Here is a 25,143-nt window from a genome sequence, read left to right on the forward strand (position 1 = left end):
CCGAGCGGGCCCCTGGCTGCCTGCCGTCAGTCCTTGGCGAGGGTGAACGACGCGGGGAGCACCTTCGCGCCCGGCACCGCCGCCTCCAGCAGGTAGGTCCCCGCTCCCGCGGCCCGCGCGCCGGACGGCGTCGCGCACTGCGGGGCGCTGAGCCGGCGGTCCCACTCGACGGTGTGCGTGACGCTTCCGCCCGCCGGGACGCGCAGCATCAGCGGGGCGGCGCCGCGCGGGCAGTCCTTCGAGGACCAGACGGTGTCGGCCTCGCTGTTCTTGATGGTCAGGACCGCCGTGCGGGGCCCGAAGTCCGCCTTGCAGGTGGTGCCCGAGGTGTTGCGGGCGACGAGCTCGAACCGCGGCTTCTCGCCGGGCGCGTACGACACCTTCGTGCTGCGCAGGGTCACCCGCAGGGTGCCGGGGGCGCAGTCGGGCAGCGGCGAGTCCGCCGGGACCTGGTTCGCGACGGAGCCGGCGGAGCCGCCGGAACCGGAACCGGCCGAGGAGCCCGTGCCGCCGGAGCCGTCGGAGCCCGCTCCGGCACTGGTTCCCGTACCGGTGCCGCCGCCTGACGCCGTGTCACCGTTCTTGCCGTCGTCCTGGCCCGTCCCCGGGGCCGTACCGCCGCCGGAGCCCCCGGAGGCGCCGGACTCGTCGCGTCCGCCCGGCTGGTTGCTGATCGCCGGGCCCGGCTGGGAGGGTCCCGGGGTGATGGAGGGTACGGGCGCGGCTCCGTTGGCGCCGTCACCCGCGCCGTCCTTCCCGCCGCCGTCCCCACCGGATGTGACGACCCATACGATCAGCAGCGCGAGCAGCGCGACCAGGCTCGCCGCGACTGCCCTCCGTCGCCAGTAGATGGAGGAGGGAAGCGGCCCGACCGGATTGCGCAGAGATCCCACGCACAAACTGTACGAGAGATCAGCGCCCAACTCCCGCCCCACCCGCCGCCCGTGCACCAAGTTTTGCCGATGATCACATTCCAGGGGCGGAGATGTGGACGGCGGCGCATGGGGTCACCCGGCGGCCAGGTACCGTCCGTAACCATGAGCCAGGACCTCTACCTCGACATCACCGACTTCGCCCACACCACTCCCGGCTGGGTACACCTCATCGCCGAGCTGTGGACGGAGGCCGGGCTGCTCCTCTTCGGCGTGCTGTTCGTCATCGGCTGGTGGCGGGCGCGCCCCGACGCCTCCCGGGCCATGGCGCTCGCCGTCCTCGCGCCGCTCGGCACGGCCTTCGGGTACGTCGTCAGCGAGCTGCTGAAGTCGGTGATCGACGAGGAGCGCCCGTGCCGCGCGGTCGCGGGCGCGGCCGCTTCGCTGGTGGAGTGCCCGGCGTACGGCGACTGGTCCTTCCCGAGCAACCACTCCGCCATCGCGGGCGCGGCCGCGATCGCGCTCGCCCTGGCCTGGCGCCGGATCGTCTGGCTGACGGTGCCGATGGCGCTGCTCATGGCCTTCTCGCGGGTCTTCGTCGGCGTGCACTACCCGCACGACGTGGCCGCCGGACTGGTGCTGGGGGCGATCGCCGCCGTCGTCTTCGTCAAGCTGCTGACCCGCCCGACCGGCGCGCTGGTCGACACGATGCGGACGAGCCGGTCGGGCGCCGCGACCTGGCTGGCGGGGAGCGGCCCCGCGGTCCCGGAGGCCGGGACCGGGCGGCACGTGGCGCCGCGGCGCCGGGAGCCGATGCACCGCCGCGGCTGACGGACGTGCCAGGATCGGAGGTGCCATGACTGCGACCGAAAGCCTCTCCGCCGCCGCTCCCGCCCCTTCTCCCTCACCCTCATCGCCGTCCCCCGCCGAAGCCGCCACCGCCGCCGAAGCCGGCGACGCGCACACGCGGCTGCACACGCCCGTCCTCGCCTGGTTCGAGCAGCACGCCCGCGACCTGCCCTGGCGCCGCCCCGAAGCGGGCGCCTGGGGCGTGATGGTCAGCGAGTTCATGCTCCAGCAGACCCCCGTCAGCCGGGTCCTCCCGGTGTACGAGCAGTGGCTGGCCCGCTGGCCCCGCCCCGCCGACCTGGCCGCGGAGGCCCCCGGCGAGGCGGTCCGCGCCTGGGGCCGCCTCGGCTACCCGCGCCGCGCCCTGCGCCTGCACGGCGCGGCCGTCGCCATAACGGAGCGGCACGGCGGCGACGTACCGCGCGACCACGCGCAGCTGCTGGCGCTGCCGGGCATCGGCGAGTACACGGCCGCGGCGGTGGCGTCGTTCGCGTACGGGCAGCGGCACGCCGTCCTGGACACGAACGTGCGCCGGGTGTTCGCCCGGTCCGTCACGGGCGTGCAGTACCCGCCGAACGCCACCACCGCCGCCGAGCGCAGGCTCGCCCGCGCGCTGCTGCCCGAGGACGAGACGACCGCGGCCCGCTGGGCGGCGGCGTCGATGGAGCTCGGCGCGCTGGTGTGCACCGCGAAGAACGAGGACTGCGCCCGCTGTCCCATCGCCGGGCACTGCGCGTGGCGGCTCGCGGGCAAGCCCGCCCACGACGGCCCGGCGCGGCGCGGCCAGACGTACGCGGGGACCGACCGCCAGGTGCGCGGCAAGCTCCTCGCCGTGCTGCGCGAGGCGGTGGCGCCGGTGGAGCAGACCGCGCTGGACGCGGTGTGGGACGAGCCGGTGCAGCGGGCGAGGGCGCTGGACGGGCTGGTCGCGGACGGGCTGGTGGAGCCCCTGGAGGGCGGCCGCTACCGGTTGCCGGCCGGCCCGGCGACACCGGCCGGGCCGGCGGCTCCGACCGGCTCTGGAGCTCCGGCCGGTCCGGCGACACCGGCCGGTCCGGGTGCTCCGACCGGCCCGGGCGGAAGCCGAACATGATCACCTTCCCCTGATCCGGGGTTGTTACACCTCCGCTGTTACACAACCGATGGACAGCCGTGCGTCCGCCGACGGCTGCCTCGGACAACCCCGTGACAACAGCTCCGTAGCGTCTCCTGCCGTAAGACCACAGGGGTGCCCACGGGGGGTGCTCGTCACGGGGATGGAGGCGGTTCGGATGTCGCACGGCGAGGTGCTCGGATTCGAGGAGTACGTACGCACTCGGCAGGACGCGCTGCTGCGCAGCGCGCGCCGTCTCGTCCCCGACCCGGTGGACGCCCAGGACCTGCTGCAGACGGCGCTGGCCCGTACGTACGGCCGCTGGGACGGCATAGCCGACAAGGCCCTCGCCGACGCGTACCTGCGCCGCGTGATGATCAATACGCGGACCGAGTGGTGGCGCGCCCGCAAGCTGGAGGAGGTGCCCACCGAGCAGCTGCCCGACGCGTCCGTCGAGGACGCCACCGAGCAGCACGCCGACCGGGCCCTGCTGATGGACGTGTTGAAGGTGCTGGCGCCCAAGCAGCGCAGCGTGGTCGTACTGCGGCACTGGGAGCAGATGAGCACCGAGGAGACGGCCGCCGCGCTCGGCATGTCGACCGGTACGGTGAAGAGCACGCTCCACCGGGCCCTGGCCCGGCTCCGTCAGGAACTGGAGAGCCGGTCCGTCGACACCGACGCCCGAGCCCTGGAGCGTACGGAACGCGGTCACGAACGAGGGCGGGAACGGTGCGCGGCCTGAGAGACGACGTCGGCGGCACCGGCAGGATCCGGGCGGCGAGCACCACGGCGGCGGCCGTGCTCGCCGCCCTCGGCCTGCTCACGGCCGGCTGCTCCACCGGCGGCACGGGCACGCGCGACGAGGGCGCGGCCCGGACCGACCAGGCGGCGCCCTCGTCCGCGCCCACGGCGCCCGTCCGGACCTCGCCCATCAAGAAGGTCGACCCGGTCCGGCTGATCAAGGACGACCCGAAGGTCGGCGACCAGGTCAAGGACGAGCTGAAGCCGTGCACGGCCGACGCGTACCCGATCGACACGTCGTACGGGAACCTCACCGGCAGCGGCCGCCCGGACGTGGTGGTGAACGTCATGACGTGCGGGGACGCCGTGGGGGTCGGGACGTACGTGTACCGCCTGGTGGACGGCGAGTACGAGAATGTCTTCGCGGTCGAGGAACCGGCCGTGTACTCCACCATCGACCGGGGCGACCTCGTCCTCACCCAGCAGGTGTACGAGGAGGGCGACCCGGTCGCGTATCCGTCCGGCGAGGACGTGATCACGTACCGCTGGGTGGGGAACCGGTTCAGCGAGCACGACCGGGTGCACAACGACTACAGCAAGGCGATCGGCGACGGCGGCATCGACGGGCCCGCGCCGAGCTCGCCGCCCGAAAACTGATACGCGGGAGTACAGGAGTAAGCGCGGGATGGCCGAGACCCATGTCCTGTTCGTCGAGGACGACGACGTCATCCGCGAGGCCACCCAGCTCGCCCTGGAGCGGGACGGCTTCGCGGTGACCGCCATGCCGGACGGGCTGTCCGGGCTGGAGTCGTTCCGGGCGCGGCGGCCGGACATCGCGCTGCTCGACGTCATGCTGCCCGGCATGGACGGCGTCAGCCTCTGCCGGCGCATCCGGGACGAGTCGACGGTTCCGGTGATCATGCTGTCGGCGCGGGCCGACTCCATCGACGTGGTGCTGGGCCTGGAGGCCGGGGCCGACGACTACGTGACCAAGCCGTTCGACGGCGCCGTGCTCGTGGCCCGGATCCGTGCGGTGCTGCGGCGCTTCGGGCACGCGTCGGGCGGGGCGGGCGGCGCGGCCGACGCCTCGCGGCAGGGCGGCCCGGACCAGGGCGGCGTGCTCGTCTTCGGCGACCTGGAGATCGACACCGAGGGCATGGAGGTGCGCCGGGCCGGCGCGCCGGTCGGGCTGACCCCGACGGAGATGCGGCTGCTGCTGGAGTTCTCGTCGGCGCCCGGCACGGTGCTCTCCCGCGACAAGCTGCTGGAGCGGGTGTGGGACTACGGGTGGGGCGGGGACACGCGCGTCGTCGACGTCCACGTCCAGCGGCTCCGTACGAAGATCGGCCAGGACCGGATCGAGACGGTCCGCGGCTTCGGCTACAAGCTCAAGGCATGAAGCGCCGCCCTTTCGCCGTGCGCACCGGTGTCCGCTGGAAGATCGCCATCGCCATCGCGGGGGTCGGCGCCCTGATCGCGGGCGCGCTCAGCCTGGTCGTCCACAACGCCGCCCGCGTCTCGATGCTGGACAACGCGCGCGAGGTCCAGATGGAGCGGCTGGTCTTCGCGCAGCGGATGTACGAGTCGGCGAAGCCGAAGGGCGAGCCGAAGTTCGGCACGAAGATCAACGATCCGGCGCTGCCGCCCGAGCTGGAGGCGCTGATGCGCAACCGGCACCGCGGCACCTTCGTGGAGGAGCGGCCGTCCGGCGCCCCGGACGTGTGGGCCGCCGTGCCGCTGGCCAACGGCGACGTGCTGTCGCTGCGCACGCAGTTCGCCGGGCGCTCCACGACGATCATGAAGGCGCTGGACCAGGCGCTGGTGGCCGGCTCGGTGTCGGTGGTCTTCGGCGGGTGCGCGCTCGGCGTGCTGATCGGCGGGCAGCTGTCCCGGCGGCTGCGGAAGGCCGCCGCCGCGGCGGGCAAGGTCGCCCAGGGCAACACGGACGTACGGGTCCGGGACGCGATCGGCGGGCGCGTACGGGATGAGACGGACGAGCTGGCGCGCGCGGTGGACGCGCTGACCGACGCGCTGAACGAGCGCATCCAGGCGGAGCGGCGCGTGACGGCGGACATCGCGCACGAGCTGCGTACGCCGGTGACCGGGCTGCTCACCGCCGCCGAGCTGCTGCCGCCCGGGCGGCCGAGCGAGCTCGTACGGGACCGGGCGCAGGCGATGCGCACGCTGGTCGAGGACGTGCTGGAGGTGGCCCGGCTCGACAGCGCCTCGGAGCGCGCCGAGCTCCAGGAGATCGCGCTCGGCGAGTTCGTCGAGCGGCGGGTGCGGGCGCTGGATCCGGAGGCCGAGGTGCGGGTGGTGCACGAGTCATGGGTGAACACCGACCCGCGGCGGCTGGAGCGCATCCTGGGCAACCTGCTGGCGAACGCCGCGAAGCACGGCAAGCCGCCGGTGGAGGTCACCGTCGAGGGCCGCGTGCTGCGGGTGCGCGACCACGGGCCCGGCTTCCCGGAGGCGCTCCTGCGCGAGGGGCCGAGCCGCTTCCGCACGGGCGCGAGCGACCGCGCGGGCCACGGCCACGGCCTGGGCCTGACCATCGCGGCGGGCCAGGCCCGCGTCCTGGGCGCCCGCCTCACCTTCCGCAACGCGTCCCCGTCGGGCGGCGCGATCGCGGTGCTCTGGCTCCCGGAACACGCGCCGACGTCGACGGGCAGCTTCCCGGTCCTGCGGCTGCCGCCGGAGGAGCGGTAGCCGCGGGGGCCGGGCGGGGCGGGGGCTTGCGGTGACCGCAGGCCCCCGAGCCCCCGCCCTCAGCTGGAGGAGGCCGCCAGCTTCGGCGGGGCTTCCTGCTGCGGGGGGTCCTGCGGGGCCTCCGGGCCCTGCGGACCCGCGCCCTTCAGCGGGACCTCCTTGACGAAGAACGCCGCGACGAAGCCGATCACCGCGACCGCCGCGCCCAGCAGGAAGGCCGTGTGCGTACCGGACGCCACCGCGAACTGGTACGCCTCGCGCGCCTGCTCCGGCAGCCGCTCCAGGCTCGCCGCGTCGAGCTGGGCCGACTGCGCGGTCGCCGCGCCGCCGCCCCGCGCCGCCATCTCGTCCTGCACCCGCGCCGTGAAGAGCGCGCCCATGATCGCGACACCGAAGGACGAGCCGAGCGTACGGAAGAGCGTCGTCGTGGACGAGGCCACGCCCATGTCTTTCATCTCGACGCTGTTCTGGGCGACGAGCATGGTGATCTGCATCAGGAAGCCCATCCCCGCGCCGAGCAGCGCCATGTACGCCCCGGAGGTGAAACGGGAGGTCTCGGTGTCCATCTGCGCCATGAGGAAGAGGCCGACGACCATCAGCCCGCCGCCCACGATGGGGAAGATCTTGTACTTGCCGCTGGCGGTGGTGACGCGCCCCGCGTACAGCGACACGGCCATCATGGCGATCAGCATCGGCAGGAGCAGCAGCCCGGAGTTGGTGGCCGAGGCGCCCTGCACGGACTGCTGGAACAGCGGCAGGAAGAGCATGGCACCGAACATCACGAAGCCGGTCAGGAACCCGATCAGGGACATGAGCGTGAAGTTGCGGCTGCGGAAGATGTGCAGCGGCACGACCGGCTCGGCGGCGCGCGTCTCGACGAAGAGGAATCCGGCGGTGGCGGCCACGCCGACGGCGCCCAGCGCCAGGATCTCGGCGGAGTCCCAGGCGTACTCCGTACCGCCCCAGGTCGTGACCAGGACGATCGCCGTGATGCCGATGGTCAGCAGCGCGGTGCCGAGGTAGTCGATGCGCGGCCGGCGGTCGCGCTCCCGCTTCGGCAGGTGCAGCACGGCGGTGACCATCGCGAGGGCGACCGCGCCCAGCGGCAGGTTGATGTAGAAGGACCAGCGCCAGCCCCAGTGGTCGGTGATGGTGCCGCCGACCAGCGGGCCGCCGATCATCGCGAGGGCCATGACGCCCGTCATCATGCCCTGGTACTTGCCGCGCTCACGCGGCGGGATCAGGTCGCCGATGATCGCCATGACGCCGACCATCAGACCGCCGGCGCCCAGGCCCTGGACGGCGCGGAAGCCGATGAGCTGCCCCATGTCCTGGGCCATGCCGCTAAGCGCGGAGCCGATCAGGAAGATCACGATCGCGGTGAGGAAGGTGCCCTTGCGGCCGTAGAGGTCGCCGAGCTTGCCCCAGATCGGGGTGGAGGCGGCGGTGGCGAGGGTGTAGGCGGTGACGACCCAGGAGAGGTGCGCCAGGCCGCCGAGCTCTCCGACGATGGTGGGCATCGCGGTGCCGATGATCATGTTGTCGAGCATCGCCAGCAGGATGGCGATCATCAGCGCGAGCAGCACTACCCGCACGCTGCGTGTACGCGGCTCCCGCCGCTGCCGTATGTCGGTGTCTTTCATGTTCCCCGCTCCACTTACTTGCCGCCCGGCTAGTTCTACACTGGTGACCGTAGAGGCGGTACTAGCCGGGCGTCAAGTAAGTTTTCGGGAGAGGACCGAGCACCATGGCCAGAGGCAACACGCGCCAGCGGATCCAGGACGTGGCCCTCGGACTCTTCGCCGAGCAGGGCTACGAGAAGACCTCGCTACGGGAGATCGCCGAGCGGCTCGGGGTCACCAAGGCGGCGCTGTACTACCACTTCAAGACCAAGGAAGACATCGTCATCAGCCTCTTCCAGGACATGACGCGGCCGATCGACGAACTGATCACCTGGGCCGAGGGCCAGCCCCGCACCCTGGAGACCAAGCGGGAGATCGTGCGCCGCTACCACGCGGCCCTGCTCGGCGCGGCCCCGCTCTTCCGCTTCATGCAGGAGAACCAGGCCACCGTGCGCGACCTGAGCATCGGGGAGACCTTCAAGGAGCGCGTCCTCACGCTGACGGAGCTGATGCAGGAGCCGGACTTCTCCATGGCCGACCGGGTGCGGTGCATCAGCGCGCTGTTCACCATGCACGCCGGCGTCTTCTACATGCAGCACGTCGAAGGCGACCCCGAGGAGAAGCACGAAGCCATCCTCGAGGTCGCCGTCGATCTGGTGACCCAGGCCCATCAGGGCCATGCGTAGCGCGCGTCAGATGGTGACGCCCTCGGAGCGCAGGAACGACGCCGGGTTGATCGCGGAGCCGTAGTTCGGGGTCGTACGGATCTCGAAGTGCAGGTGCGGGCCGGAGGAGTTGCCGGTGTTGCCGGACTTGGCGATGAGCTGGCCCGTCTTCACCTTCTTGCCGACGGAGACGTCGATCTTCGACAGGTGCGCGTACTGCGAGTACGTGCCGTTGGAGTGCTTGATCACGATGGCGTTGCCGTACGCGGGGCCGTCGCCGCCGCCGTTCGGGCCGGCCTTCACGACGACACCGCTGTGCGCGGCCTTGACCGGGGTGCCGATCGGCACGGCGAAGTCCTGGCCGGAGTGCTTGTGGGACCACATGGCGCCGCCCTGGTTGAAGGAGGCGGTCAGCGTGTAGCCGTTGACCGGCTTGACCCAGGAGGCCGTCTTCTTGGCGGCGGCCTTCTTCGTGACGGCCGCCTTCTTCGCGGCCTCGGCGAGCTTCGCCGCCTGCGCCGCCTTCTGCGCGGCAGCGGCCTGCTGGGCGACCGTCGACTGGGCCTGGGCCTGCGCGGCGACGGCGGCCGCGGTGTCGAGGGCGGGAGCCGCCTGCCCCTCGGCCGCGAACGCAGCACCGGCTCCGAACGCCAGCGACGCTCCCATGCCGACGGCGGCGAGGGCGACGGCGGCGTTACGGGTGGGGTGCTTGATGCGCTTCGACATACGGGGAAAGACCTCCGGACAAGAACGGACCCGACGCGAGCGGTGCGCCGGGCGAGTGCTCATCCTTGGTAACCCGGCCCCCCATCCCGCCTCAAACCACCCATCTACGACATGTCGTCGTAGGCGTGGCGGTGTGACGTGGACTCTTGACGGCGCGACGAAAGACAGGCTGAGAGGCCGGAATGTCCATGGAAAGCGAGGTTTGTCCTGATGAGGGTGCCCTTGAGCTGCGGCTTTCCCGGCGGCCTCGCCGGCCGCGCCCGCCCCTGACCCCGTACGGCCGGCGCCCGCCCTCCTCGGGGCGGCCGGGGGCGGGCCGTGGACGGCACTATTCCGGCTAGTACCGCGCGAACCGCCTGTGCGGCTTGTCACGGGCGGGGGGCCGGAGCCTGTCCGTTTCGGGACCAAAGACCCCCGGCCCCCGCGCCCCGCCGATACGCTCGCCGCGACCGCACTCCGGCCCGGCGGGAGATGCCCATGGACCCGGCACTCATCGGTACGCGCCTGGCGTCCAGCGCCGTCGCCCCGCTGATCAGGAGGCTCTTCGTCACCGAGGGCCCGGCGCCGGGCTCCCCGAGGAGCGCGTGCGCCTCTCCCGCCTGGTCCCCTTCCGGGGCGAGCAGCGGACCCTCTCGGACCGCGAGGTGCGCAAGCTCGCCACCACGCTGGTCCGCAAGGCCCTCGACACCCCCGGCGAGGCGCCCTTCCCGTACGACGAGGGCGACGCCGTCGCCGACGCCCTCGCCCGTACGCTGCTCGCCCTCGGCGACCTCGACAGAACAGCTGCCCGCCCGGGCTCGCACTCCCCGGCGTCAACGAACCGACGCTCGTCCACCACGGCGAACACCTGCACCCCGACCTGGCCCAGGTCCCGGAGCGCTTCCCCGCCCTCGCGATCCTGCACCTGGTGGACGCGTCTTCCTGCCGGAGGAGATCGCCTGTCCCCCCTGGCCGGGATGGACCTGGTGGCCGTCCACCTGCCGCCCCGCGTGCGCACGCGGGGAGAGGAGCTGCTCGCCGACGGGGTCGTACGCCGCCTGTACACGCCCCGGCGGCCCGTGCCCAGCAGCCGGCGCCCCGGGCGTCCTTCCCAGCCCCACCCGGCTCCGCCATCCTCCTCTCCATGAGCAGACACGTGATGCGCGTGACCGCCCTCGCCCTCGGGCTCGCCGGACTTCTCGGGGGGAGCGCTCTTCCCGCCGGCGCGGGACCCTCCGACACCGGCCTCAAAGGGGCCATCGACACGATCCTCGCCGACCCCCGGCTGGACGGCGGCGCCGCGAGTGTCGTCGTCGCCGACGCCGGGACCGGGGAGACCCTCTACCAGCGCGACAGCGGCGACCGGCTGATGCCCGCCTCCAACACCAAGCTCGTCACCTCGGCCGCCGCCATGGAGCTCCTCGGGCCGGAGTACCGGTTCCGTACGGAGGTCCTGGCTGCCGCCGGCCCCCGGAACGGCGTCCTCCGGGGGGACCTGTACCTGCGCGGTACGGGCGACCCGACCACGCTCGCCAAGGACTACGACGCCCTCGCGTCCAGGGTCGCCGCCGCCGGCGTCCGGTGGGTGACCGGGCGGCTCGTCGCGGACGACACCCGCTTCGACGCCCACCGGCTGGGCCGTTCCTGGGCCGCGGACGACGAGTCGTCGTACTACTCCGCGCAGACCTCCGCCCTCACGGTCGCCCCGGACACCGACTACGACGCGGGCACGGTCGTCGTCGAGGCCGCCCCGGGCGGCGCGGCGGGCGCGAAGCCGCGGGTGAGCGTGACCCCCCGCACCGACTACGTACGCGTCGACAACCGCGCCACCACCGTCCCCGCCGGCCGGCCCGACACCCTGACCATCGAGCGCGAGCACGGCACCAACACCCTCGTCGTCAGCGGCGAGATCCCGCTGGGCGCGGCGCCCACCAAGGAGTGGATCACCGTCTGGGAGCCGACCGGTTACGCCGCCGCCGTCTTCGCCGACGCCCTCGCCGCCCACGGCGTACGCGTCGGGGGCGGCCCGCCGCGGCTGGGGGTGCGGACGCCCGACGGCGCCACGGTCCTCGCCTCGCACACCTCCATGCCGCTCAGGGACCTCATGCGGCCCTTCATGAAGCTGTCCAACAACATGCACGCCGAGGCGCTGACGAAGACCATCGGGTACGAGACCTCGGGCCGCGGCTCGTGGAGCGCGGGCCTCGCCGCCATCGGCGCGTACCTGAAGACCGAGGGCGTGGACCCGGACCAGGTCCGGCAGGCCGACGGGTCCGGGCTGTCCCGGATGAACCTCTTCCCCGCCGCCCAGCTCAGCCGGCTGCTCCTCGCCGTCCAGGACGCCCCCTGGTACGCCGACTGGTACGCGTCCCTGCCGGTCGCCTGCGCCCCGGACCGCGCCACCGGCGGCACCCTGCGCACCCGGATGTGCGGCACCCCGGCGGCGATGAACACCCGCGCCAAGACCGGGTCCCTGACCGGGGCCTCGGCGCTCTCCGGGTACGTCACCGACGCGGGCGGCCGCCGCCTGGTCTACGCGATCGTCCTCAACAACTACCTGGCGCCGTCCGTGAAGGGCGTCGAGGACGCGATCGTGGTGACGCTGGCCCGCTCGGACACGGCCGACGGGACGATCGCCACCGTGGCGCCCGAACGCGTACGGACCTCCGGGGTGCCGGCCGACGTGGAGTGCGCGTGGCGGAAGCCGACGACCTGCTGAGGGCACGGCAAAGGGGCTGTCCCGTACGGGACAGCCCCTTCAGCGCGCGGTTACCGCTTACGCGTCCTTCGAGAGGTTCGGGCCGGTGCCGCCGGCCGCCTGCTCGATCGGCGGGACGTCGGGCAGCGCCGACTTCTCCTCGCCGCGGAAGGTGAACTTCTTCTCCTCACCCTCGCCCTCGGTGTCCACGACCACGATGTGACCGGGGCGCAGCTCGCCGAAGAGGATCTTCTCCGACAGGATGTCCTCGATCTCGCGCTGGATCGTCCGGCGCAGCGGCCGGGCGCCCAGGACCGGGTCGTAGCCCTTCTTCGCCAGGAGCTTCTTGGCGTCACCGCTGAGCTCGATGCCCATGTCGCGGTCCTTCAGACGCTCGTCCACCTTGGCGACCATCAGGTCGACGATCTGGATGATGTCTTCCTGGCTGAGCTGGTGGAAGACGACCGTGTCGTCGACGCGGTTGAGGAACTCGGGCCGGAAGTGCTGCTTCAGCTCTTCGTTGACCTTCGCCTTCATCCGGTCGTAACCGGTCTTGACGTCACCCTGTGCCGCGAAGCCCAGGTTGAAGCCCTTCGAGATGTCCCGGGTCCCGAGGTTGGTCGTCATGATGATGACCGTGTTCTTGAAGTCCACGACCCGGCCCTGGGAGTCGGTCAGGCGACCGTCCTCCAGGATCTGGAGAAGGGAATTGAAGATATCGGGGTGGGCCTTCTCGACCTCGTCGAAGAGGACGACGGAGAACGGCTTGCGGCGCACCTTCTCGGTGAGCTGGCCGCCCTCTTCGTAACCCACGTATCCGGGCGGGGAACCGAAGAGGCGGGAAACCGTGTGCTTCTCGCTGAACTCCGACATGTCGAGGGAGATCATCGCGTCCTCGTCGCCGAAGAGGAATTCGGCGAGCGTCTTGGACAGCTCGGTCTTACCGACACCGGACGGGCCGGCGAAGATGAACGAGCCACCCGGGCGCTTCGGGTCCTTCAGGCCGGCGCGCGTACGGCGGATCGCCTGCGACAGGGCCTTGATGGCGTCCTTCTGGCCGATGACGCGCTTGTGGAGCTCGTCCTCCATGCGGAGCAGACGCGAGGACTCCTCCTCGGTCAGCTTGAAGACCGGGATGCCGGTGGCGGTCGCGAGGACCTCGGCGATCAGCTCGCCGTCGACCTCGGCGACGACGTCCATGTCGCCGGCCTTCCACTCCTTCTCCCGCTTGGCCTTCGCCGCCAGCAGCTGCTTCTCCTTGTCGCGGAGAGACGCCGCCTTCTCGAAGTCCTGGGAGTCGATCGCGGACTCCTTGTCCCGGCGGACGGCCGCGATCTTCTCGTCGAACTCGCGGAGGTCCGGCGGCGCGGTCATCCGGCGGATGCGCATCCGGGAGCCGGCCTCGTCGATCAGGTCGATCGCCTTGTCCGGCAGGAAGCGGTCCGAGATGTACCGGTCGGCCAGGGTCGCGGCCTGGACCAGCGCCTCGTCCGTGATGGAGACCCGGTGGTGGGCCTCGTAACGGTCGCGCAGGCCCTTGAGGATCTCGATGGTGTGCGGCAGCGACGGCTCCGCGACCTGGATGGGCTGGAAGCGGCGCTCCAGGGCCGCGTCCTTCTCCAGGTACTTGCGGTACTCGTCGAGCGTCGTGGCGCCGATGGTCTGGAGCTCACCGCGGGCGAGCATCGGCTTCAGGATGGACGCCGCGTCGATCGCGCCCTCGGCGGCACCCGCACCCACCAGGGTGTGGAGCTCGTCGATGAAGAGGATGATGTCGCCGCGGGTGCGGATCTCCTTGAGCACCTTCTTCAGGCGCTCCTCAAAGTCACCGCGGTAGCGGGAGCCGGCGACCAGCGCGCCCAGGTCCAGGGTGTAGAGGTGCTTGTCCTTGAGGGTCTCGGGCACCTCGCCCTTGACGATGGCCTGCGCCAGGCCCTCGACGACCGCCGTCTTGCCGACGCCGGGCTCGCCGATGAGGACCGGGTTGTTCTTGGTGCGGCGGGACAGCACCTGCATGACCCGCTCGATCTCCTTCTCGCGCCCGATGACCGGGTCGAGCTTGGACTCACGAGCGGCCTGGGTGAGGTTCCGGCCGAACTGGTCGAGGACCAGGGACGTGGAGGGGGTGCCCTCGGCAGGGCCACCGGCGGTGGCGGCTTCCTTGCCCTGGTAGCCGGAGAGCAGCTGGATGACCTGCTGCCGCACCCGGTTGAGATCGGCGCCCAGCTTCACGAGGACCTGGGCGGCGACGCCCTCGCCCTCGCGGATCAGGCCGAGCAGGATGTGCTCGGTGCCGATGTAGTTGTGGCCGAGCTGAAGGGCCTCGCGGAGCGACAGCTCCAGGACCTTCTTGGCACGGGGCGTGAAGGGGATGTGCCCGGACGGGGCCTGCTGGCCCTGGCCGATGATCTCCTCCACCTGCTGGCGGACCGCCTCGAGCGAAATCCCGAGGCTCTCCAGGGCCTTAGCGGCGACACCCTCACCCTCGTGGATAAGGCCCAGGAGGATGTGCTCGGTGCCGATGTAGTTGTGGTTGAGCATCCGGGCTTCTTCCTGAGCCAGGACGACAACCCGCCGCGCGCGGTCGGTGAACCTCTCGAACATCGTTAATCGCTCCTCAGAGCGGTCAGGCAGTAGAGGGGTCGGTCCCCTCCCTGTCCTTCCGCAGCTTAGTCCCGCAAGCGGGGACCGCTCATTCCAACTGCCGACACCCGTCTGTGGCCTCCTGACCCGAACGCCGACAAATGCTCCAACCCGATGGTGCGAGACGATGTTCCCGCAGGCCAGGTACTTACCCTCACCAGCAGTACGCCGATGGCGAACGTGAGACGCCCCGAGCCTGCGTGTCGTCCCCTCCCACTAGGAATGTCTTACCCGTAGCCACTGACACTCCATGCGGTGAACCCCGGTTCCCTCCGCTAAGGGCGAACACTCTTGCGCCCGCCCCCGCGCCTGGGCGGTCCCGCGAACCGCACGCTCGGTAATCCGAACCGCACTCTGCGTAACTCAAGCGGTCGGCGGATAGTTCCCCCGGTATGGCCTTCACCGTCCCGCTCCCGCGCCTGCCGCTCGACGACGGCGGCGACGGCGACCACGCGCGGTGGTACGCGCACGAGCTCGGCTGGGCCGCGGAGCGCGGCCCCCAGGGGGTGGAGCTGCTGACGGGGCTCCGCTTCGACGCGCTGGAGCTGCCGGCCGCCGCGGGGGCCGTCGTGCTGCGGCGCCTGGGCGGTCAGTGGCCGGTCGCCGTGGAGGGGCGCCGGATGCGCATGCTCGTCGCCGCGGGGAGCGCGGAGGAGCTGCCGGGGCTGCTCCAGTGGCTGGAGTGGGGCGGCATCGCCCTGGACCTCACGGTGCTCGGCGCCGGTGGCCGGATGCCCGCACCCGTCCCCCCGGGGCTGCCCCCGGGACGGAGTGGATCCGGCGCGCCCGGCGCCTCCATGTGGCTGCGCCCACCCCTCCCCGGGCGCGAGGTGGAACCGACGCTTCCGGCACTGCCCTCGCTCGCGGCGGGGCCGGCCGCCGGGCCGGCTCCTGGTGGCAGGGGGAACGCCCCCTGTCTCGTACGACTCGTGGACACGGCGGCGACGGCGTGCCACCGAGTCCGGCTCCTGGGTGCGGGCGACAGGGCCGCACTCAGTGGTTGGCGTCCTCGTACGCCTTCCTGATCTCGGCCGGGACGCGGCCGCGGTCGTTCACGTTGTAACCGTTCTCCTTGGCCCACGCGCGGATCTTCGCGGTGTCGGGGCTGCCGCCGGCGGCGACGCGTCCCTTGCCACGGCTGCCCGCGGCGCGGCCACCGGTGCGCCGGCCGCTCTTGGTGTACGGCTCGAGCAGGCTGCGGAGCTTGTCCGCGTTGGCGGTGGTGAGGTCGATCTCGTAGGTCTTGCCGTCCAGAGCGAACGTCACCGTCTCGTCCGCCTCGCCGCCGTCGAGGTCGTCAACAAGAAGGACCTGAACCTTCTGTGCCACCGGATTTCCTTTCATCGAAAATGCAGTACGCGGAAAGGAAACCGCTTTTCCCTGGAAAACACAAACCCCCGGGAGAGGTTCGGAACCCAGGGAAGGCGGGAAACATACGCGATTCGGACATAGGGATCGGTGAGGCCGATCCTCCGATCACAGGTGCAGAAGCATCCGGCTGTTGCCCAAGGTGTTCGGCTTCACTCGTTCGAGACCGAGGAACTCGGCGACGCCCTCGTCATAGGAACGCAGGAGCTCGGCGTAGACATCTCCGGCGACCGGCGTCTCGCCGATCTCGACGAAGCCGTGCTTGGAGAAGAAGTCGACTTCGAAGGTCAGGCAGAAAACCCGGCGCACGCCGAGCCAGCGGGCGGTGTCCAGCAACTTGCCCAGCACTTGATGGCCGACACCCGCGCCCCGGAAGTGCGGGTCGACGGCGAGAGTACGCACTTCGGCGAGGTCTTCCCACATCACATGGAGTGCGCCGCAGCCGACGACCGTACCGTCCTCGTCGCGTTCCGCCACCCAGAACTCCTGGATGTCCTCGTAAAGCGTCACGGTCGCTTTGTCGAGCAGGATGCCCGCCGTGACGTACGGGTCGACGAGGCGGCGCAGGGCCGGCACATCGCTGGTCCTGGCCCGCCGGACGGTCATGGCTTTCGCGGCGGGATTGGGTGGCGGGGACGGAACGTCGGTGGAGGACATGAGGGGGACGCTATCGCCCGGCGGTGCCCTCGCCGTCGGCACCCCGGCTGTCCCCGGCCTTGTCGCCGGGCTTGTCCTCGGCGTGCTCGGCGCCTTCCACTTCCGCCCGTTCCTGTTCGCCTTGTGGCGGTTCTTCGGCGGTCTCTTCGGCGGTCTCTTCGGGGATGTCGCGTTGCAGGATCCGGATGGCGTCATTCAGCGCCTCGCGCTGCTCCTGCGACATCATGCCGAAGAACGCCACGAGCGCCGCGGCGGGGTTGTCGCTCTTGGACCAGGCTTCGTTCATCAGTGCGGCCGAGTAGGCGGCCCGGGTGGAGACCGCGGTATATCGATAGGCGCGGCCGGAGACTTCCCTGCGCACCCAGCCCTTCTGATGGAGATTGTCCATTACGGTCATGACGGTGGTGTAGGCGATGGAGCGTTCCTGCTGGAGATCCTCCAGGACTTCCCGGACGGTGACAGGCCGGTTCCATTGCCAGACGCGGGTCATGACGGCGTCTTCGAGCTCTCCCAATTGACGGGGCACGTCGCCACCATAGTGGGGGATGTCGGAATGACTGGCTATTGACGTATCAAAGGTAACAAAAAGGGCGTACGACGCGTAAGCGGTCGTACGCCCTTGGTTCAGAGAGGGTGCGCGTCAGGCGGAGCCGTCCGCCTGACGGGTGGCCTCGGCGCGGGCGAGGGCCGCGTCGACGGCCGCGTCCTCCTTGGCCTTGTTCGGGCCGCCCTGGCTCTTGACGATCGTCACGACGAGGCCGATGAAGAAGGCGGCCATCACCACCGGGGGCAGGAGCGCGGATACGTAGTCCATGGCGTCCAGGGTAACTAGCTCGCCGCCCGCTTCTCGGGCGGGGGCGCCGCGGGTCGCCGCCGTGGCGGGAAGACCTCGGAGGGCTTGGGGACGGGCTTGGGCGCGGGGTTCGGCGTCGGCTGCGGCGCGGGTTGCCGCGCGGGCTGCTGTACGGCGCGGGCGCCTCGGCCCCGGCCGCCGGGCAGCGCGAGCAGCCGGGTGCGCGGGGCCGGTGCGGTGCGCTGCCCCGCCAGGCGGACGCGTACGGACTGCTCGGCGAGGCCCTGACAGCGCTCCAGCAGCGCGGCGGCCACGGCGCCGTGCCGCAGCCCGCGCAGCGCGGCGAGGTCCTCGGGTCCCGGCTCGTACCCGGCCGCCAGGGCGTCCTGGAGCAGCTCCAGGTAGCCGGTCGCGGAGCCGGGCAGGGCGTCGCGGTACCGCGCGAGGTCCGCGATGAGGAAGGCCCGCAGCCGCCGGGCCTCGCGGACCGCCTCGTCCACCGAGCCGGCGAGGCGGTGGCAGTCCTGTACGTCCTCGTCGTCGAGCGGGGCGGGGTGAAGGGCATGGGCGAGGGCGCGTCGGAGCACACGCAGCTCGTCCGCGCCGAACGCCAGGCCGCCGCGGGATCCATATGGCGTAGGCATGGGGTGACGATACGCACAAATGGGACGAATGTCGTTTAAGTGGATGTTGTGGGCGCGTTGCCCCGACGGGGTCCCTACATGCGCGAGACGTTCCGCTCGTACACCAGGCGCAGGCCGATCAGGGTCAGCCACGGCTCGTGTTCGTCGATGGCCGTGGACTCGCCGAGGACCATCGGGGCCAGGCCGCCTGTGGCGATGACCGTGACGTCGGAGGGGTCGCCGGACGGGCCGACCAGCTCGCGCTTCATGCGCTGGACGACGCCGTCGACCTGGCCCGCGAAGCCGTACACGATGCCCGACTGCATCGCCGCCACCGTGTTCTTGCCGATCACGCTGCGCGGGCGGGCCAGCTCGATCTTGCGGAGCTGGGCGCCGCTGACGCCGAGCGCCTCGACGGAGATCTCGATGCCGGGGGCGATCACACCGCCGGTGTACTCGCCGCGCGCGCTGACCGCGTCGTACGTCGTCGCCGTGCCGAAGTCGACGACGATCGCCGGGCCCCCGTACAGCTCGACCGCCGCGACCGCGTTGATGATGCGGTCGGCGCCGACCTCCTTGGGGTTGTCCGTGAGGATCGGGACGCCCGTCTTGATGCCCGGCTCGACCAGGACGGCCGGCACGTCGCCGTAGTACCGGCGCGTCACCTCGCGCAGCTCGTGCAGGACGGAGGGGACCGTCGAGCAGATGGCGATGCCCTCGATGCCGTCGCCGAGCTCGTCGCCGAGCAGCGGGTGCATGCCCATCAGGCCCTGCATGAGCACGGCCAGCTCGTCGGCCGTGCGGCGCGCGTCCGTGGAGATGCGCCAGTGCTCGACGATGTCCTCGCCGTCGAAGAGACCGAGGACGGTGTGGGTGTTGCCGACGTCGATCGTGAGCAGCATCAGCCCTGCTCCGCCTCTCGCAGGTCGAGGCCGATGTCGAGGATCGGGGAGGAGTGCGTGAGGGCGCCCACCGCGAGGTAGTCGACGCCGGTCGCGGCGTACGCGGCGGCGTTGGCAAGGGTGAGGCGGCCGGAGGACTCCAGGGCCGCGCGGCCGCCGACGAGGGTGACGGCCTCCTCGGTCTCGGCCGGCGTGAAGTTGTCCAGCAGGATCAGGTCGGCGCCCGCCTCCAGGACCTCGCGGACCTGGTGGAGGTTGTCCACCTCGACCTCGATCGGTACGTCGGGGAACTGCTCGCGCACGGCCTTGAAGGCCTGTGCGACGCCGCCCGCCGCGACGACGTGGTTGTCCTTGACGAGCGCGGCGTCGGACAGCGACATGCGGTGGTTGACTCCGCCGCCGCAGCGCACGGCGTACTTCTCCAGGGCGCGCAGGCCGGGGGTGGTCTTGCGGGTGTCGCGGACCTTCGCCTTGTACCCCTCCAGCGCGTCCGCCCAGGCGCGGGTGGCGGTGGCGATGCCGGAGAGGCGGCACATGATGTTGAGCGCGGAGCGCTCGCCGGTGAGCAGGTCGCGGGTGCGGGTGGTGACGGACAGCAGCTTCTGCCCGGCCTCGACGCGGTCGCCGTCCTCGACGTGCCGCTCGACCGCGAACTCCTGGGTGCAGACCACGGACATGATCGCCTCGGCGATGTGGATGCCCGCGACCACGCCCGCCTCGCGGGCGGTGAAGTCGGCGGTGGCGACCGCGTCCTCCGGGACCGTCGCGACCGTGGTGACGTCCACACCGCCGTCGAGGTCCTCCTCGATCGCGCGGTACGCCACGTCCTCGACGAGTACGGGGTCGAGGCCGGCGTTCACCAGCAGCGCGGCGAGCGCGGGGTCGAGCCCGCACTCGTAGATCTCGTCGTCGCCGCCGCAGCCGCAGGCGTCGCCGCAGCCACCGGACGGGGCCGGCGCACCGATGTTGATCAGGGGGACGTCCACGGGCTGCGGGCGTTCTTCGGGCGTGCTCACGGTTACGGCTCCTGGGGTGCTTCGGCGACGGTCGGAGGGAAGTCTTGGGTGTCGGTGGGGCGGACGTCCAGGGTCCGGTCGGGCCCGAGCCGTACGACGAGGTGGTGGCGGAACGCCGTGTCGTCGCGGTCCGGGTGGTCCTCGCGCCAGTGGCAGCCGCGGGTCTCCTCGCGGCGGCGGGCGGCGGCGACGAGGACGCGGGCGACGCACAGGAGGTTCGTGGTCTCCCAGGACTCGACGCCGGGCTCGGCGGCCTTGCGGCCGCCGCGCGCGGCCTCGCCGTGGATCGCGTCCAGCCGCTCGGCCGCCTCGGCGAGACCGGCGGCGTCGCGCAGCACCCCCGCGTACGCCGTCATGACGTGCTGGAGGGTGGCGCGGCAGGTGGGGTCGAGCAGCGGCAGGAGGGTGGGGGCGGGGTGCGGGACCGGCGTGCGCGGCTCGCCCGCGGGGCTCGCGGCGCGGTCCTTCGCGACGGCGTCGGCGATGCGCTCGGCGAAGACCAGGCCCTCCAGGAGGGAGTTCGACGCGAGGCGGTTGGCGCCGTGGACGCCGGTGCAGGCGACCTCGCCGCACGCGTACAGGCCGGGCACGGTGGTGCGGCCGTGCAGGTCGGTGCGGACGCCGCCGGAGGCGTAGTGCGCCGCCGGGGCGACCGGGATCGGCTCGGTGACCGGGTCGATGCCGTGGGCGCGGCAGGCGGCGAGGATCGTCGGGAAGCGGGAGGCCCACATCTCGGCGCCGAAGTGGCGGGCGTCGAGGTACATGTGGTGGGTGCCCTGCTCGCGCATGCGGCGCATGATGCCCTTGGCGACGATGTCGCGGGGCGCGAGCTCGGCCAGCTCGTGCTGCCCGACCATGAAGCGGACGCCGTCGGCGTCGACCAGGTGCGCGCCCTCGCCGCGTACCGCCTCGGAGACGAGGGGCTGCTGGCCCTCCGCGTCCGGGCCGAGGAAGAGGACGGTCGGGTGGAACTGGACGAACTCCAGGTCGCTGACCTCCGCCCCGGCGCGCAGCGCGAGGGCGACGCCGTCGCCGGTGGAGACGGCCGGGTTGGTGGTGGCGGAGAAGACCTGGCCCATGCCGCCGGTGGCGAGGACGACGGCCGGGGCGTGGACGGCTCCGACGCCGTCGTGCTGGCCCTCGCCCATGACGTGGAGCGTGACCCCCGCCGTACGGCCTTCGGCGTCGGTGAGGAGGTCGAGGACGAGCGCGTTCTCTATGGTGCGGACGGCGCGGTCGCGGACCGCGTCGACCAGCGCGCGGGAGATCTCGGCGCCCGTCGCGTCGCCGCCCGCGTGCGCGATGCGGCGGCGGTGGTGGCCGCCCTCGCGGGTGAGCTCGATGGTCCCGGCCTCGTCGGTGTCGAAGCGCGCGCCGGTGGCGATCAGGCGGCGTACGGCGTCGGGGCCCTCGGTGACCAGGGTGCGGACCGCCTCCTCGTCGCACAGGCCCGCGCCCGCGACGAGCGTGTCGTCGAGGTGCTGCTCGGGGGTGTCGCCCTCGCCGAGGGCCGCGGCGATGCCGCCCTGGGCCCAGCGCGTGGAGCCGGCGTCGAGGCGGGCCTTGGTGACGACGACCGTACGCAGCCCGGCGGCCGTGCAGCGCAGGGCGGCGGTCAGGCCCGCGACGCCGGAGCCGACCACGACGACGTCGGCGTCGATGGCCCAGCCGGGGGCGGGGGCCTGGAGGCGTATGCCGGTCATGCGGGGGCTCCGAAGGTGAGGGGAAGGTTGTCGATGAGCCGGGTCGTGCCGACCTTGGCGGCCACGGCCAGGATCGCCTCGCCGGTGTGATCGTCGGGTACGTCGGTGAAGTCGGCCGGGTCGACCAGGGCGAGGTAGTCGAGGACGAGGGGCGGGGTGCGCTTGGCCGCCTCGTCGAGTACCGCGCGGGCCGCCGCCCGAACCGCGTCCGCGCCGCCCGGGCCCGCCGCCGCCAGCGCCGCCACCGCGTGGGCGTCGGCCGCGGCGCGCGACTCGCCCAGCTTGGACAGGGCCTCGGCGCGGCTCTCGGAGGCGGGCAGGGTCGCGGCGCGGGCGCGCAGCGCGGTCTGCGCCGCCAGCCGGTCGCGGGCGGCGAAGAGCGCGGCGGACAGCGCGAGGGCGGTACGGCGCTCGGGGGGCGACAGGTAGCGGTTGCGGCTGGAGAGGGCCAGGCCGTCGGGCTCGCGGACCGTCTCCACGCCGACGATCTCCACGGGGAAGTTCAGGTCGCGGACCATGCGGCGGATGAGGGCGAGCTGCTGGGCGTCCTTCTGGCCGAAGAACGCCACGTCGGGGCGGGTGAGGTGGAGCAGCTTGGCGACGACGGTGAGCATGCCGTCGAAGTGGCCGGGGCGGGAGGCGCCCTCCAGCCGCTCGCCCATGGGGCCCGCGGTGATCCGGATCTCGGGCCGCCCGTCGGGGTACATCTCCTCGACGGAGGGGGCGAACACGGCGTCGGCGCCCGCCTGCTCGGCGGTCCCGAGGTCGGCGTCCAGGGTGCGGGGGTAGCGGTCGAGGTCCTCGCCCGCGCCGAACTGGAGCGGGTTCACGAAGACGGTGACCAGGACGTACCCCTCCTTGCCGACGCGCTCGCGGGCGGCGCGGACCAGGGTGGCGTGGCCCTCGTGGAGGGCGCCCATGGTCATGACGACGGCGGTGCGGCCCCGGGGCGCGAAGTGCTCGAGGACGTACTCGAGGTCGTCGCGGGTCGGGATCAGTTCGAAGTCGGGGCTCATCGGCCGCTGTCTCCTTCCGCGCCCTCGGCGCCTTCCGGGCCCTCCTGGCCGCCCTGGCCCGCGGCACCGTCCGCGAGGACGCCCAGCAGGTCCTCGGCGAGCTCGGGCTTGAGCAGGCCATGGGCGAGTGCCCGGTCCGCAGTCGTACGGGCCATGGCGAGGTATCCGGCGACGGCCGCCGGGGCGTGCTCGCGCAACTCGGCGACGTGCGCCGCGACCGTGCCGGCGTCGCCGCGGGCGACCGGGCCGGTCAGGGCGGCGTCCCCGGAGCGCAGGGCGTTGTCCAGGGCGGCGCCGAGGAGCGGGCCGAGCATGCGGTCGGGCGCGCCGACCCCCGCCGTGCGGAGCAGCTCCATGGACTGGGCCACGAGCGTGACGAGGTAGTTCGCGCCGAGGGCGAGGGCCGCGTGGTAGAGGGGCCGGGCCGCTTCCTCGATCCACTCGGGCTCGCCGCCCATCTCGATGACGAGCGCCTCGGCGGCGAGCCGCAGCTCCTCGGGGGCGGTGACGCCGAAGGAGCAGCCGGCCAGCCGCTGGACGTCGACGGCCGTGCCGGTGAAGGTCATGACGGGGTGCAGGGCGAGCGGCAGCGCTCCGGCGCGCCGGGCCGGGTCGAGCACGGCGGTGCCGTACCGCCCGGACGTGTGCACCAGGAGCTGCCCGGGGCGGACGGCTCCGGTCTCGGCCAGCCCCTGGACCAGGCCGGGCAGGACGTCGTCGGGGACGGTCAGCAGCACCAGGTCGGCCCGCTGAAGGACCTGCGCGGGCGGGACGAGCGGCACGTCGGGCAGCAGCTCGGCGGCGCGCCGCACGGACGCGTCGGAGACGCCCGAGACGGCCACCGGGCGGTGTCCGGCGAGCCGCAGGGAGGCGGCGAGGGCGGGACCCACCCGGCCGGCGCCTACGACGCCGACGGTGAGCCGGGCGGGGCGGGGTTGCGAAGCGTTCACGCGGGCGACGGCCTTCCGTTCCAGTCCGCGGGGGGTACCGGACGATTTCTGGTCATGCTACGCCAGCGTTTCGTTCCGCTTGCCGACTGTCCACAGGCCGTGACCGGCAGTGTGATGATCGGACCATGACGGATCAAGGTGTCAGCGATCACGGTGACGAGAAGGCGCGGCGGATCGCCGCGTGGCGGGCCTCCGAGAAGGTCCTGTGGCGGTACGCCTCAGAGACGACCCTCGGGGAGCGGCTGACCGCGCTCGCGCGCGACGCGGGCTCCGTCCACGACCTGTCCGCGTCGGCGGACGTGTACGGGGACGGGGTCGTCGAGACCCTGGAACGGCGGGTGGCGGCGCTGCTGGGCTTCCCGGCCGCGGCGTTCTTCCCCACCGGGACCATGGCGCAGCAGGCGGCGCTGCGGTGCTGGGCGGAGCGCACCGGCAACCCGGTTGTCGCCCTCCACCCGCAGGCGCACCCCGAGGTGCACGAGCGCCGCGCCCTGTCGGTGCTCACCGGGCTGCGGACCGTCCACCCGACGCGCGCGCCCCGGATACCCACCGCCGAGGAGGTGCGGGACCTCGACGAGCCCTTCGGCACGCTGATGCTGGAGCTGCCGCTGCGCGAAGCCGGCTTCGTCCTGCCTGCCTGGGAGGAGCTGGTGGCGGTGGTGGAGGCGGCCCGGGAACGGGATGCGGTGGTGCACTTCGACGGCGCGCGGCTGTGGGAGTGCGCCCCCTGGTTCGGGCGGGAGCTCTCCGAGATAGCCGGCCTCGCCGACAGCGTGTACGTCTCCTTCTACAAGTCGCTCGGCGGGCTGTCCGGCGCCGTGCTGGCCGGTCCGGAGCCGCTGGTCGAGGAGGCGCGGGCCTGGCGCCACCGGTACGGGGGCCAGCTGTTCCAGCAGTTCCCGGCGGCGCTGTCGGCGCTGCTGGGCCTGGAGCGGGAGCTGCCGCGGCTGCCGTCGTACGTGGCGCACGCGCGCGTGGTGGCCGAGGCGCTGCGGGAGGGCCTCACGGGCACGGCGCCGTGGTTCCGGGTCCACCCGGAGACCCCGCACACGCACCAGTTCCAGGTGTGGCTGCCGTACGAGCCCGAGGCCCTCACGGAGGCGTCCGTCCGCCAGGCCGAGGACACGGGCGTCACCCTCTTCCGCGCCTGGGCCGCCCCGGACCCGGCCGGCCCGCCGGGCGTCGCGTTCACCGAGGTCACGGTCGCGGGACCGGGGCTGGAGTGGTCGCGCCAGGACGTGGTGGACGCGGCGCGGGACTTCATGGCCCGGGTGTCCGGGCACCACGCGACAGGCGCACCGGCACGCCCCTGAGCACCTTGACGAAGCGGCGGTGGTCGCGGGCCGCGCGCAGGGCGCGCCAGTCGTGGGCGCCCGGCGGTGGCGGGGGCGGGGTGCCGAGCTGGGCCGAGCGGTAGGTGTCCAGGAGGTGCTGGTGCAGGGAGTTCATGCGCTCCAGGGTCCGCGCTCCGCCCCGCCGGCGCGTATCGATTGACGAGGGGCGTCAACTGGCGCGAGG

At 72.5% G+C, this 25,143-nt stretch carries 25 protein-coding genes and 1 pseudogene; 11 read left to right on the plus strand and 15 right to left on the minus strand.

Annotated elements, in window-relative coordinates:
• Nucleotides 1–26: 26 nt before the first annotated feature.
• Nucleotides 27–893: a hypothetical protein gene (locus ABZX67_RS22820; protein ID WP_355362996.1), complete on the minus strand. Its 867-nt coding sequence runs from the start codon at nt 891–893 to the stop codon at nt 27–29.
• Between the two features lie 144 nt (nt 894–1,037).
• On the opposite strand from ABZX67_RS22820, the gene ABZX67_RS22825 reads away from it, so the two are divergent.
• The 6 genes from ABZX67_RS22825 (at nt 1,038) to cseC (ending at nt 6,264) form a co-directional block, all read left to right on the plus strand.
• Nucleotides 1,038–1,703: a phosphatase PAP2 family protein gene (locus tag ABZX67_RS22825; protein WP_355362998.1), complete on the plus strand. Its 666-nt coding sequence runs from the start codon at nt 1,038–1,040 to the stop codon at nt 1,701–1,703.
• Nucleotides 1,704–1,728: 25 nt separating this feature from the next.
• Nucleotides 1,729–2,814: an A/G-specific adenine glycosylase gene (locus tag ABZX67_RS22830; protein ID WP_355363000.1), complete on the plus strand. Its 1,086-nt coding sequence runs from the start codon at nt 1,729–1,731 to the stop codon at nt 2,812–2,814.
• A gap of 178 nt (nt 2,815–2,992) precedes the next feature.
• Nucleotides 2,993–3,556, plus strand: a complete 564-nt coding sequence (locus tag ABZX67_RS22835) for a SigE family RNA polymerase sigma factor (RefSeq protein ID WP_355363002.1) — start codon at nt 2,993–2,995, stop codon at nt 3,554–3,556.
• Entirely contained in the window at nt 3,544–4,212 is a 669-nt protein-coding gene (locus ABZX67_RS22840; protein WP_355363004.1) for a hypothetical protein, read from the plus strand. Before ABZX67_RS22835 ends, ABZX67_RS22840 begins: the two co-directional genes overlap by 13 nt.
• Before the next feature lie 28 nt (nt 4,213–4,240).
• A complete protein-coding gene (gene cseB / locus ABZX67_RS22845; RefSeq protein WP_355363006.1) occupies nt 4,241–4,954 on the plus strand; it encodes a two-component system response regulator CseB in 714 nt (237 codons plus the stop codon).
• On the plus strand, nt 4,951–6,264 hold the full coding sequence (cseC, locus tag ABZX67_RS22850) for a two-component system sensor histidine kinase CseC (protein WP_355363008.1): 1,314 nt from the start codon (nt 4,951–4,953) through the stop codon (nt 6,262–6,264). The genes cseB and cseC overlap by 4 nt, the downstream gene beginning before the upstream one ends.
• Before the next feature lie 59 nt (nt 6,265–6,323).
• On the opposite strand, the gene ABZX67_RS22855 is transcribed toward cseC, so the two are convergent.
• Nucleotides 6,324–7,907: an MDR family MFS transporter gene (locus tag ABZX67_RS22855; protein WP_355363009.1), complete on the minus strand. Its 1,584-nt coding sequence runs from the start codon at nt 7,905–7,907 to the stop codon at nt 6,324–6,326.
• Between the two features lie 104 nt (nt 7,908–8,011).
• Here ABZX67_RS22855 and ABZX67_RS22860 point away from each other — a divergent pair, with 104 nt between their 5' ends.
• The gene (locus ABZX67_RS22860; protein ID WP_355363011.1) at nt 8,012–8,572 is read left to right on the plus strand and encodes a helix-turn-helix domain-containing protein; all 561 of its coding nucleotides are present in this window, start codon (nt 8,012–8,014) and stop codon (nt 8,570–8,572) included.
• A 6-nt stretch (nt 8,573–8,578) separates the two neighbouring features.
• Here the strand turns inward: ABZX67_RS22860 and ABZX67_RS22865 are convergent, their stop codons facing one another.
• Complete coding sequence (locus ABZX67_RS22865; RefSeq protein WP_355363013.1) at nt 8,579–9,277, minus strand: M23 family metallopeptidase; 699 nt, start codon at nt 9,275–9,277, stop codon at nt 8,579–8,581.
• Nucleotides 9,278–9,754: 477 nt separating this feature from the next.
• Here ABZX67_RS22865 and ABZX67_RS22870 point away from each other — a divergent pair.
• Both ABZX67_RS22870 and dacB read left to right on the plus strand, forming a co-directional pair.
• Nucleotides 9,755–10,053, plus strand: a pseudogene (locus tag ABZX67_RS22870) (ATP-binding protein); the annotation flags it as partial.
• Between the two features lie 362 nt (nt 10,054–10,415).
• Complete coding sequence (dacB, locus tag ABZX67_RS22875; RefSeq protein ID WP_355363125.1) at nt 10,416–11,975, plus strand: D-alanyl-D-alanine carboxypeptidase/D-alanyl-D-alanine-endopeptidase; 1,560 nt, start codon at nt 10,416–10,418, stop codon at nt 11,973–11,975.
• A gap of 57 nt (nt 11,976–12,032) precedes the next feature.
• On the opposite strand, the gene ABZX67_RS22880 is transcribed toward dacB, so the two are convergent.
• On the minus strand, nt 12,033–14,558 hold the full coding sequence (locus tag ABZX67_RS22880; protein ID WP_355363015.1) for an ATP-dependent Clp protease ATP-binding subunit: 2,526 nt from the start codon (nt 14,556–14,558) through the stop codon (nt 12,033–12,035).
• A gap of 431 nt (nt 14,559–14,989) precedes the next feature.
• Here ABZX67_RS22880 and ABZX67_RS22885 point away from each other — a divergent pair, with 431 nt between their 5' ends.
• Complete coding sequence (locus ABZX67_RS22885; RefSeq protein ID WP_355363017.1) at nt 14,990–15,622, plus strand: SCO3374 family protein; 633 nt, start codon at nt 14,990–14,992, stop codon at nt 15,620–15,622.
• On the opposite strand, the gene ABZX67_RS22890 is transcribed toward ABZX67_RS22885, so the two are convergent.
• From ABZX67_RS22890 to ABZX67_RS22935, 10 genes are all read right to left on the minus strand, one after another.
• On the minus strand, nt 15,591–15,926 hold the full coding sequence (locus ABZX67_RS22890) for an Lsr2 family protein (protein ID WP_355363019.1): 336 nt from the start codon (nt 15,924–15,926) through the stop codon (nt 15,591–15,593). The two genes, ABZX67_RS22885 and ABZX67_RS22890, sit on opposite strands and share 32 nt — an antisense overlap.
• 147 nt (nt 15,927–16,073) lie before the next feature.
• Nucleotides 16,074–16,622, minus strand: coding sequence for an amino-acid N-acetyltransferase (locus ABZX67_RS22895; protein ID WP_355363021.1), 549 nt, complete (start codon nt 16,620–16,622; stop codon nt 16,074–16,076).
• Between the two features lie 10 nt (nt 16,623–16,632).
• On the minus strand, nt 16,633–17,148 hold the full coding sequence (locus tag ABZX67_RS22900; protein ID WP_355363023.1) for a BlaI/MecI/CopY family transcriptional regulator: 516 nt from the start codon (nt 17,146–17,148) through the stop codon (nt 16,633–16,635).
• 114 nt (nt 17,149–17,262) lie between these two features.
• Complete coding sequence (locus tag ABZX67_RS22905) at nt 17,263–17,436, minus strand: hypothetical protein (protein ID WP_355363025.1); 174 nt, start codon at nt 17,434–17,436, stop codon at nt 17,263–17,265.
• A 14-nt stretch (nt 17,437–17,450) separates the two neighbouring features.
• On the minus strand, nt 17,451–18,029 hold the full coding sequence (locus tag ABZX67_RS22910; RefSeq protein ID WP_355363127.1) for a hypothetical protein: 579 nt from the start codon (nt 18,027–18,029) through the stop codon (nt 17,451–17,453).
• A 104-nt stretch (nt 18,030–18,133) separates the two neighbouring features.
• Nucleotides 18,134–18,940 (minus strand): type III pantothenate kinase, encoded by an 807-nt coding sequence (locus tag ABZX67_RS22915; RefSeq protein ID WP_355363027.1) that lies wholly within the window; start codon nt 18,938–18,940, stop codon nt 18,134–18,136.
• Nucleotides 18,940–19,956, minus strand: coding sequence for a carboxylating nicotinate-nucleotide diphosphorylase (gene nadC / locus ABZX67_RS22920; protein ID WP_355363029.1), 1,017 nt, complete (start codon nt 19,954–19,956; stop codon nt 18,940–18,942). The genes ABZX67_RS22915 and nadC overlap by 1 nt, the downstream gene beginning before the upstream one ends.
• Nucleotides 19,957–19,958: 2 nt before the next feature.
• Nucleotides 19,959–21,659, minus strand: coding sequence for an L-aspartate oxidase (locus ABZX67_RS22925; RefSeq protein ID WP_355363031.1), 1,701 nt, complete (start codon nt 21,657–21,659; stop codon nt 19,959–19,961).
• Nucleotides 21,656–22,675, minus strand: a complete 1,020-nt coding sequence (gene panC / locus ABZX67_RS22930; protein WP_355363033.1) for a pantoate--beta-alanine ligase — start codon at nt 22,673–22,675, stop codon at nt 21,656–21,658. Before panC ends, ABZX67_RS22925 begins: the two co-directional genes overlap by 4 nt.
• On the minus strand, nt 22,672–23,625 hold the full coding sequence (locus ABZX67_RS22935) for a DUF2520 domain-containing protein (RefSeq protein WP_355363035.1): 954 nt from the start codon (nt 23,623–23,625) through the stop codon (nt 22,672–22,674). Before ABZX67_RS22935 ends, panC begins: the two co-directional genes overlap by 4 nt.
• A 125-nt stretch (nt 23,626–23,750) precedes the next feature.
• Here ABZX67_RS22935 and ABZX67_RS22940 point away from each other — a divergent pair, with 125 nt between their 5' ends.
• Nucleotides 23,751–24,938, plus strand: a complete 1,188-nt coding sequence (locus ABZX67_RS22940) for a beta-eliminating lyase-related protein (protein WP_355363037.1) — start codon at nt 23,751–23,753, stop codon at nt 24,936–24,938.
• On the opposite strand, the gene ABZX67_RS22945 is transcribed toward ABZX67_RS22940, so the two are convergent.
• Nucleotides 24,886–25,074, minus strand: coding sequence for a hypothetical protein (locus ABZX67_RS22945; RefSeq protein WP_355363039.1), 189 nt, complete (start codon nt 25,072–25,074; stop codon nt 24,886–24,888). The two genes, ABZX67_RS22940 and ABZX67_RS22945, sit on opposite strands and share 53 nt — an antisense overlap.
• Nucleotides 25,075–25,143 lie beyond the last annotated feature (69 nt).

Origin of the sequence: Streptomyces sp. NPDC003036, assembly GCF_040611175.1 — a bacterium.
In the GTDB taxonomy this organism is placed as follows: Bacteria; Actinomycetota; Actinomycetes; order Streptomycetales; family Streptomycetaceae; genus Streptomyces.

Coding starts and splice junctions, on each gene's coding strand:
- ABZX67_RS22825 (WP_355362998.1), top strand. CDS start 1,038: ATGAGCCAGGACCTCTACCTCGACATCACCGACTTCGCCCACACCACT.
- ABZX67_RS22830 (WP_355363000.1), top strand. CDS start 1,729: ATGACTGCGACCGAAAGCCTCTCCGCCGCCGCTCCCGCCCCTTCTCCC.
- ABZX67_RS22835 (WP_355363002.1), top strand. CDS start 2,993: ATGTCGCACGGCGAGGTGCTCGGATTCGAGGAGTACGTACGCACTCGG.
- cseB (WP_355363006.1), top strand. CDS start 4,241: ATGGCCGAGACCCATGTCCTGTTCGTCGAGGACGACGACGTCATCCGC.
- cseC (WP_355363008.1), top strand. CDS start 4,951: ATGAAGCGCCGCCCTTTCGCCGTGCGCACCGGTGTCCGCTGGAAGATC.
- ABZX67_RS22855 (WP_355363009.1), bottom strand. CDS start 7,907: ATGAAAGACACCGACATACGGCAGCGGCGGGAGCCGCGTACACGCAGC.
- ABZX67_RS22860 (WP_355363011.1), top strand. CDS start 8,012: ATGGCCAGAGGCAACACGCGCCAGCGGATCCAGGACGTGGCCCTCGGA.
- ABZX67_RS22865 (WP_355363013.1), bottom strand. CDS start 9,277: ATGTCGAAGCGCATCAAGCACCCCACCCGTAACGCCGCCGTCGCCCTC.
- dacB (WP_355363125.1), top strand. CDS start 10,416: ATGCGCGTGACCGCCCTCGCCCTCGGGCTCGCCGGACTTCTCGGGGGG.
- ABZX67_RS22880 (WP_355363015.1), bottom strand. CDS start 14,558: ATGTTCGAGAGGTTCACCGACCGCGCGCGGCGGGTTGTCGTCCTGGCT.
- ABZX67_RS22885 (WP_355363017.1), top strand. CDS start 14,990: ATGGCCTTCACCGTCCCGCTCCCGCGCCTGCCGCTCGACGACGGCGGC.
- ABZX67_RS22895 (WP_355363021.1), bottom strand. CDS start 16,622: ATGTCCTCCACCGACGTTCCGTCCCCGCCACCCAATCCCGCCGCGAAA.
- ABZX67_RS22905 (WP_355363025.1), bottom strand. CDS start 17,436: ATGGACTACGTATCCGCGCTCCTGCCCCCGGTGGTGATGGCCGCCTTC.
- ABZX67_RS22915 (WP_355363027.1), bottom strand. CDS start 18,940: ATGCTGCTCACGATCGACGTCGGCAACACCCACACCGTCCTCGGTCTC.
- ABZX67_RS22925 (WP_355363031.1), bottom strand. CDS start 21,659: ATGACCGGCATACGCCTCCAGGCCCCCGCCCCCGGCTGGGCCATCGAC.
- panC (WP_355363033.1), bottom strand. CDS start 22,675: ATGAGCCCCGACTTCGAACTGATCCCGACCCGCGACGACCTCGAGTAC.
- ABZX67_RS22940 (WP_355363037.1), top strand. CDS start 23,751: ATGACGGATCAAGGTGTCAGCGATCACGGTGACGAGAAGGCGCGGCGG.
- ABZX67_RS22945 (WP_355363039.1), bottom strand. CDS start 25,074: ATGAACTCCCTGCACCAGCACCTCCTGGACACCTACCGCTCGGCCCAG.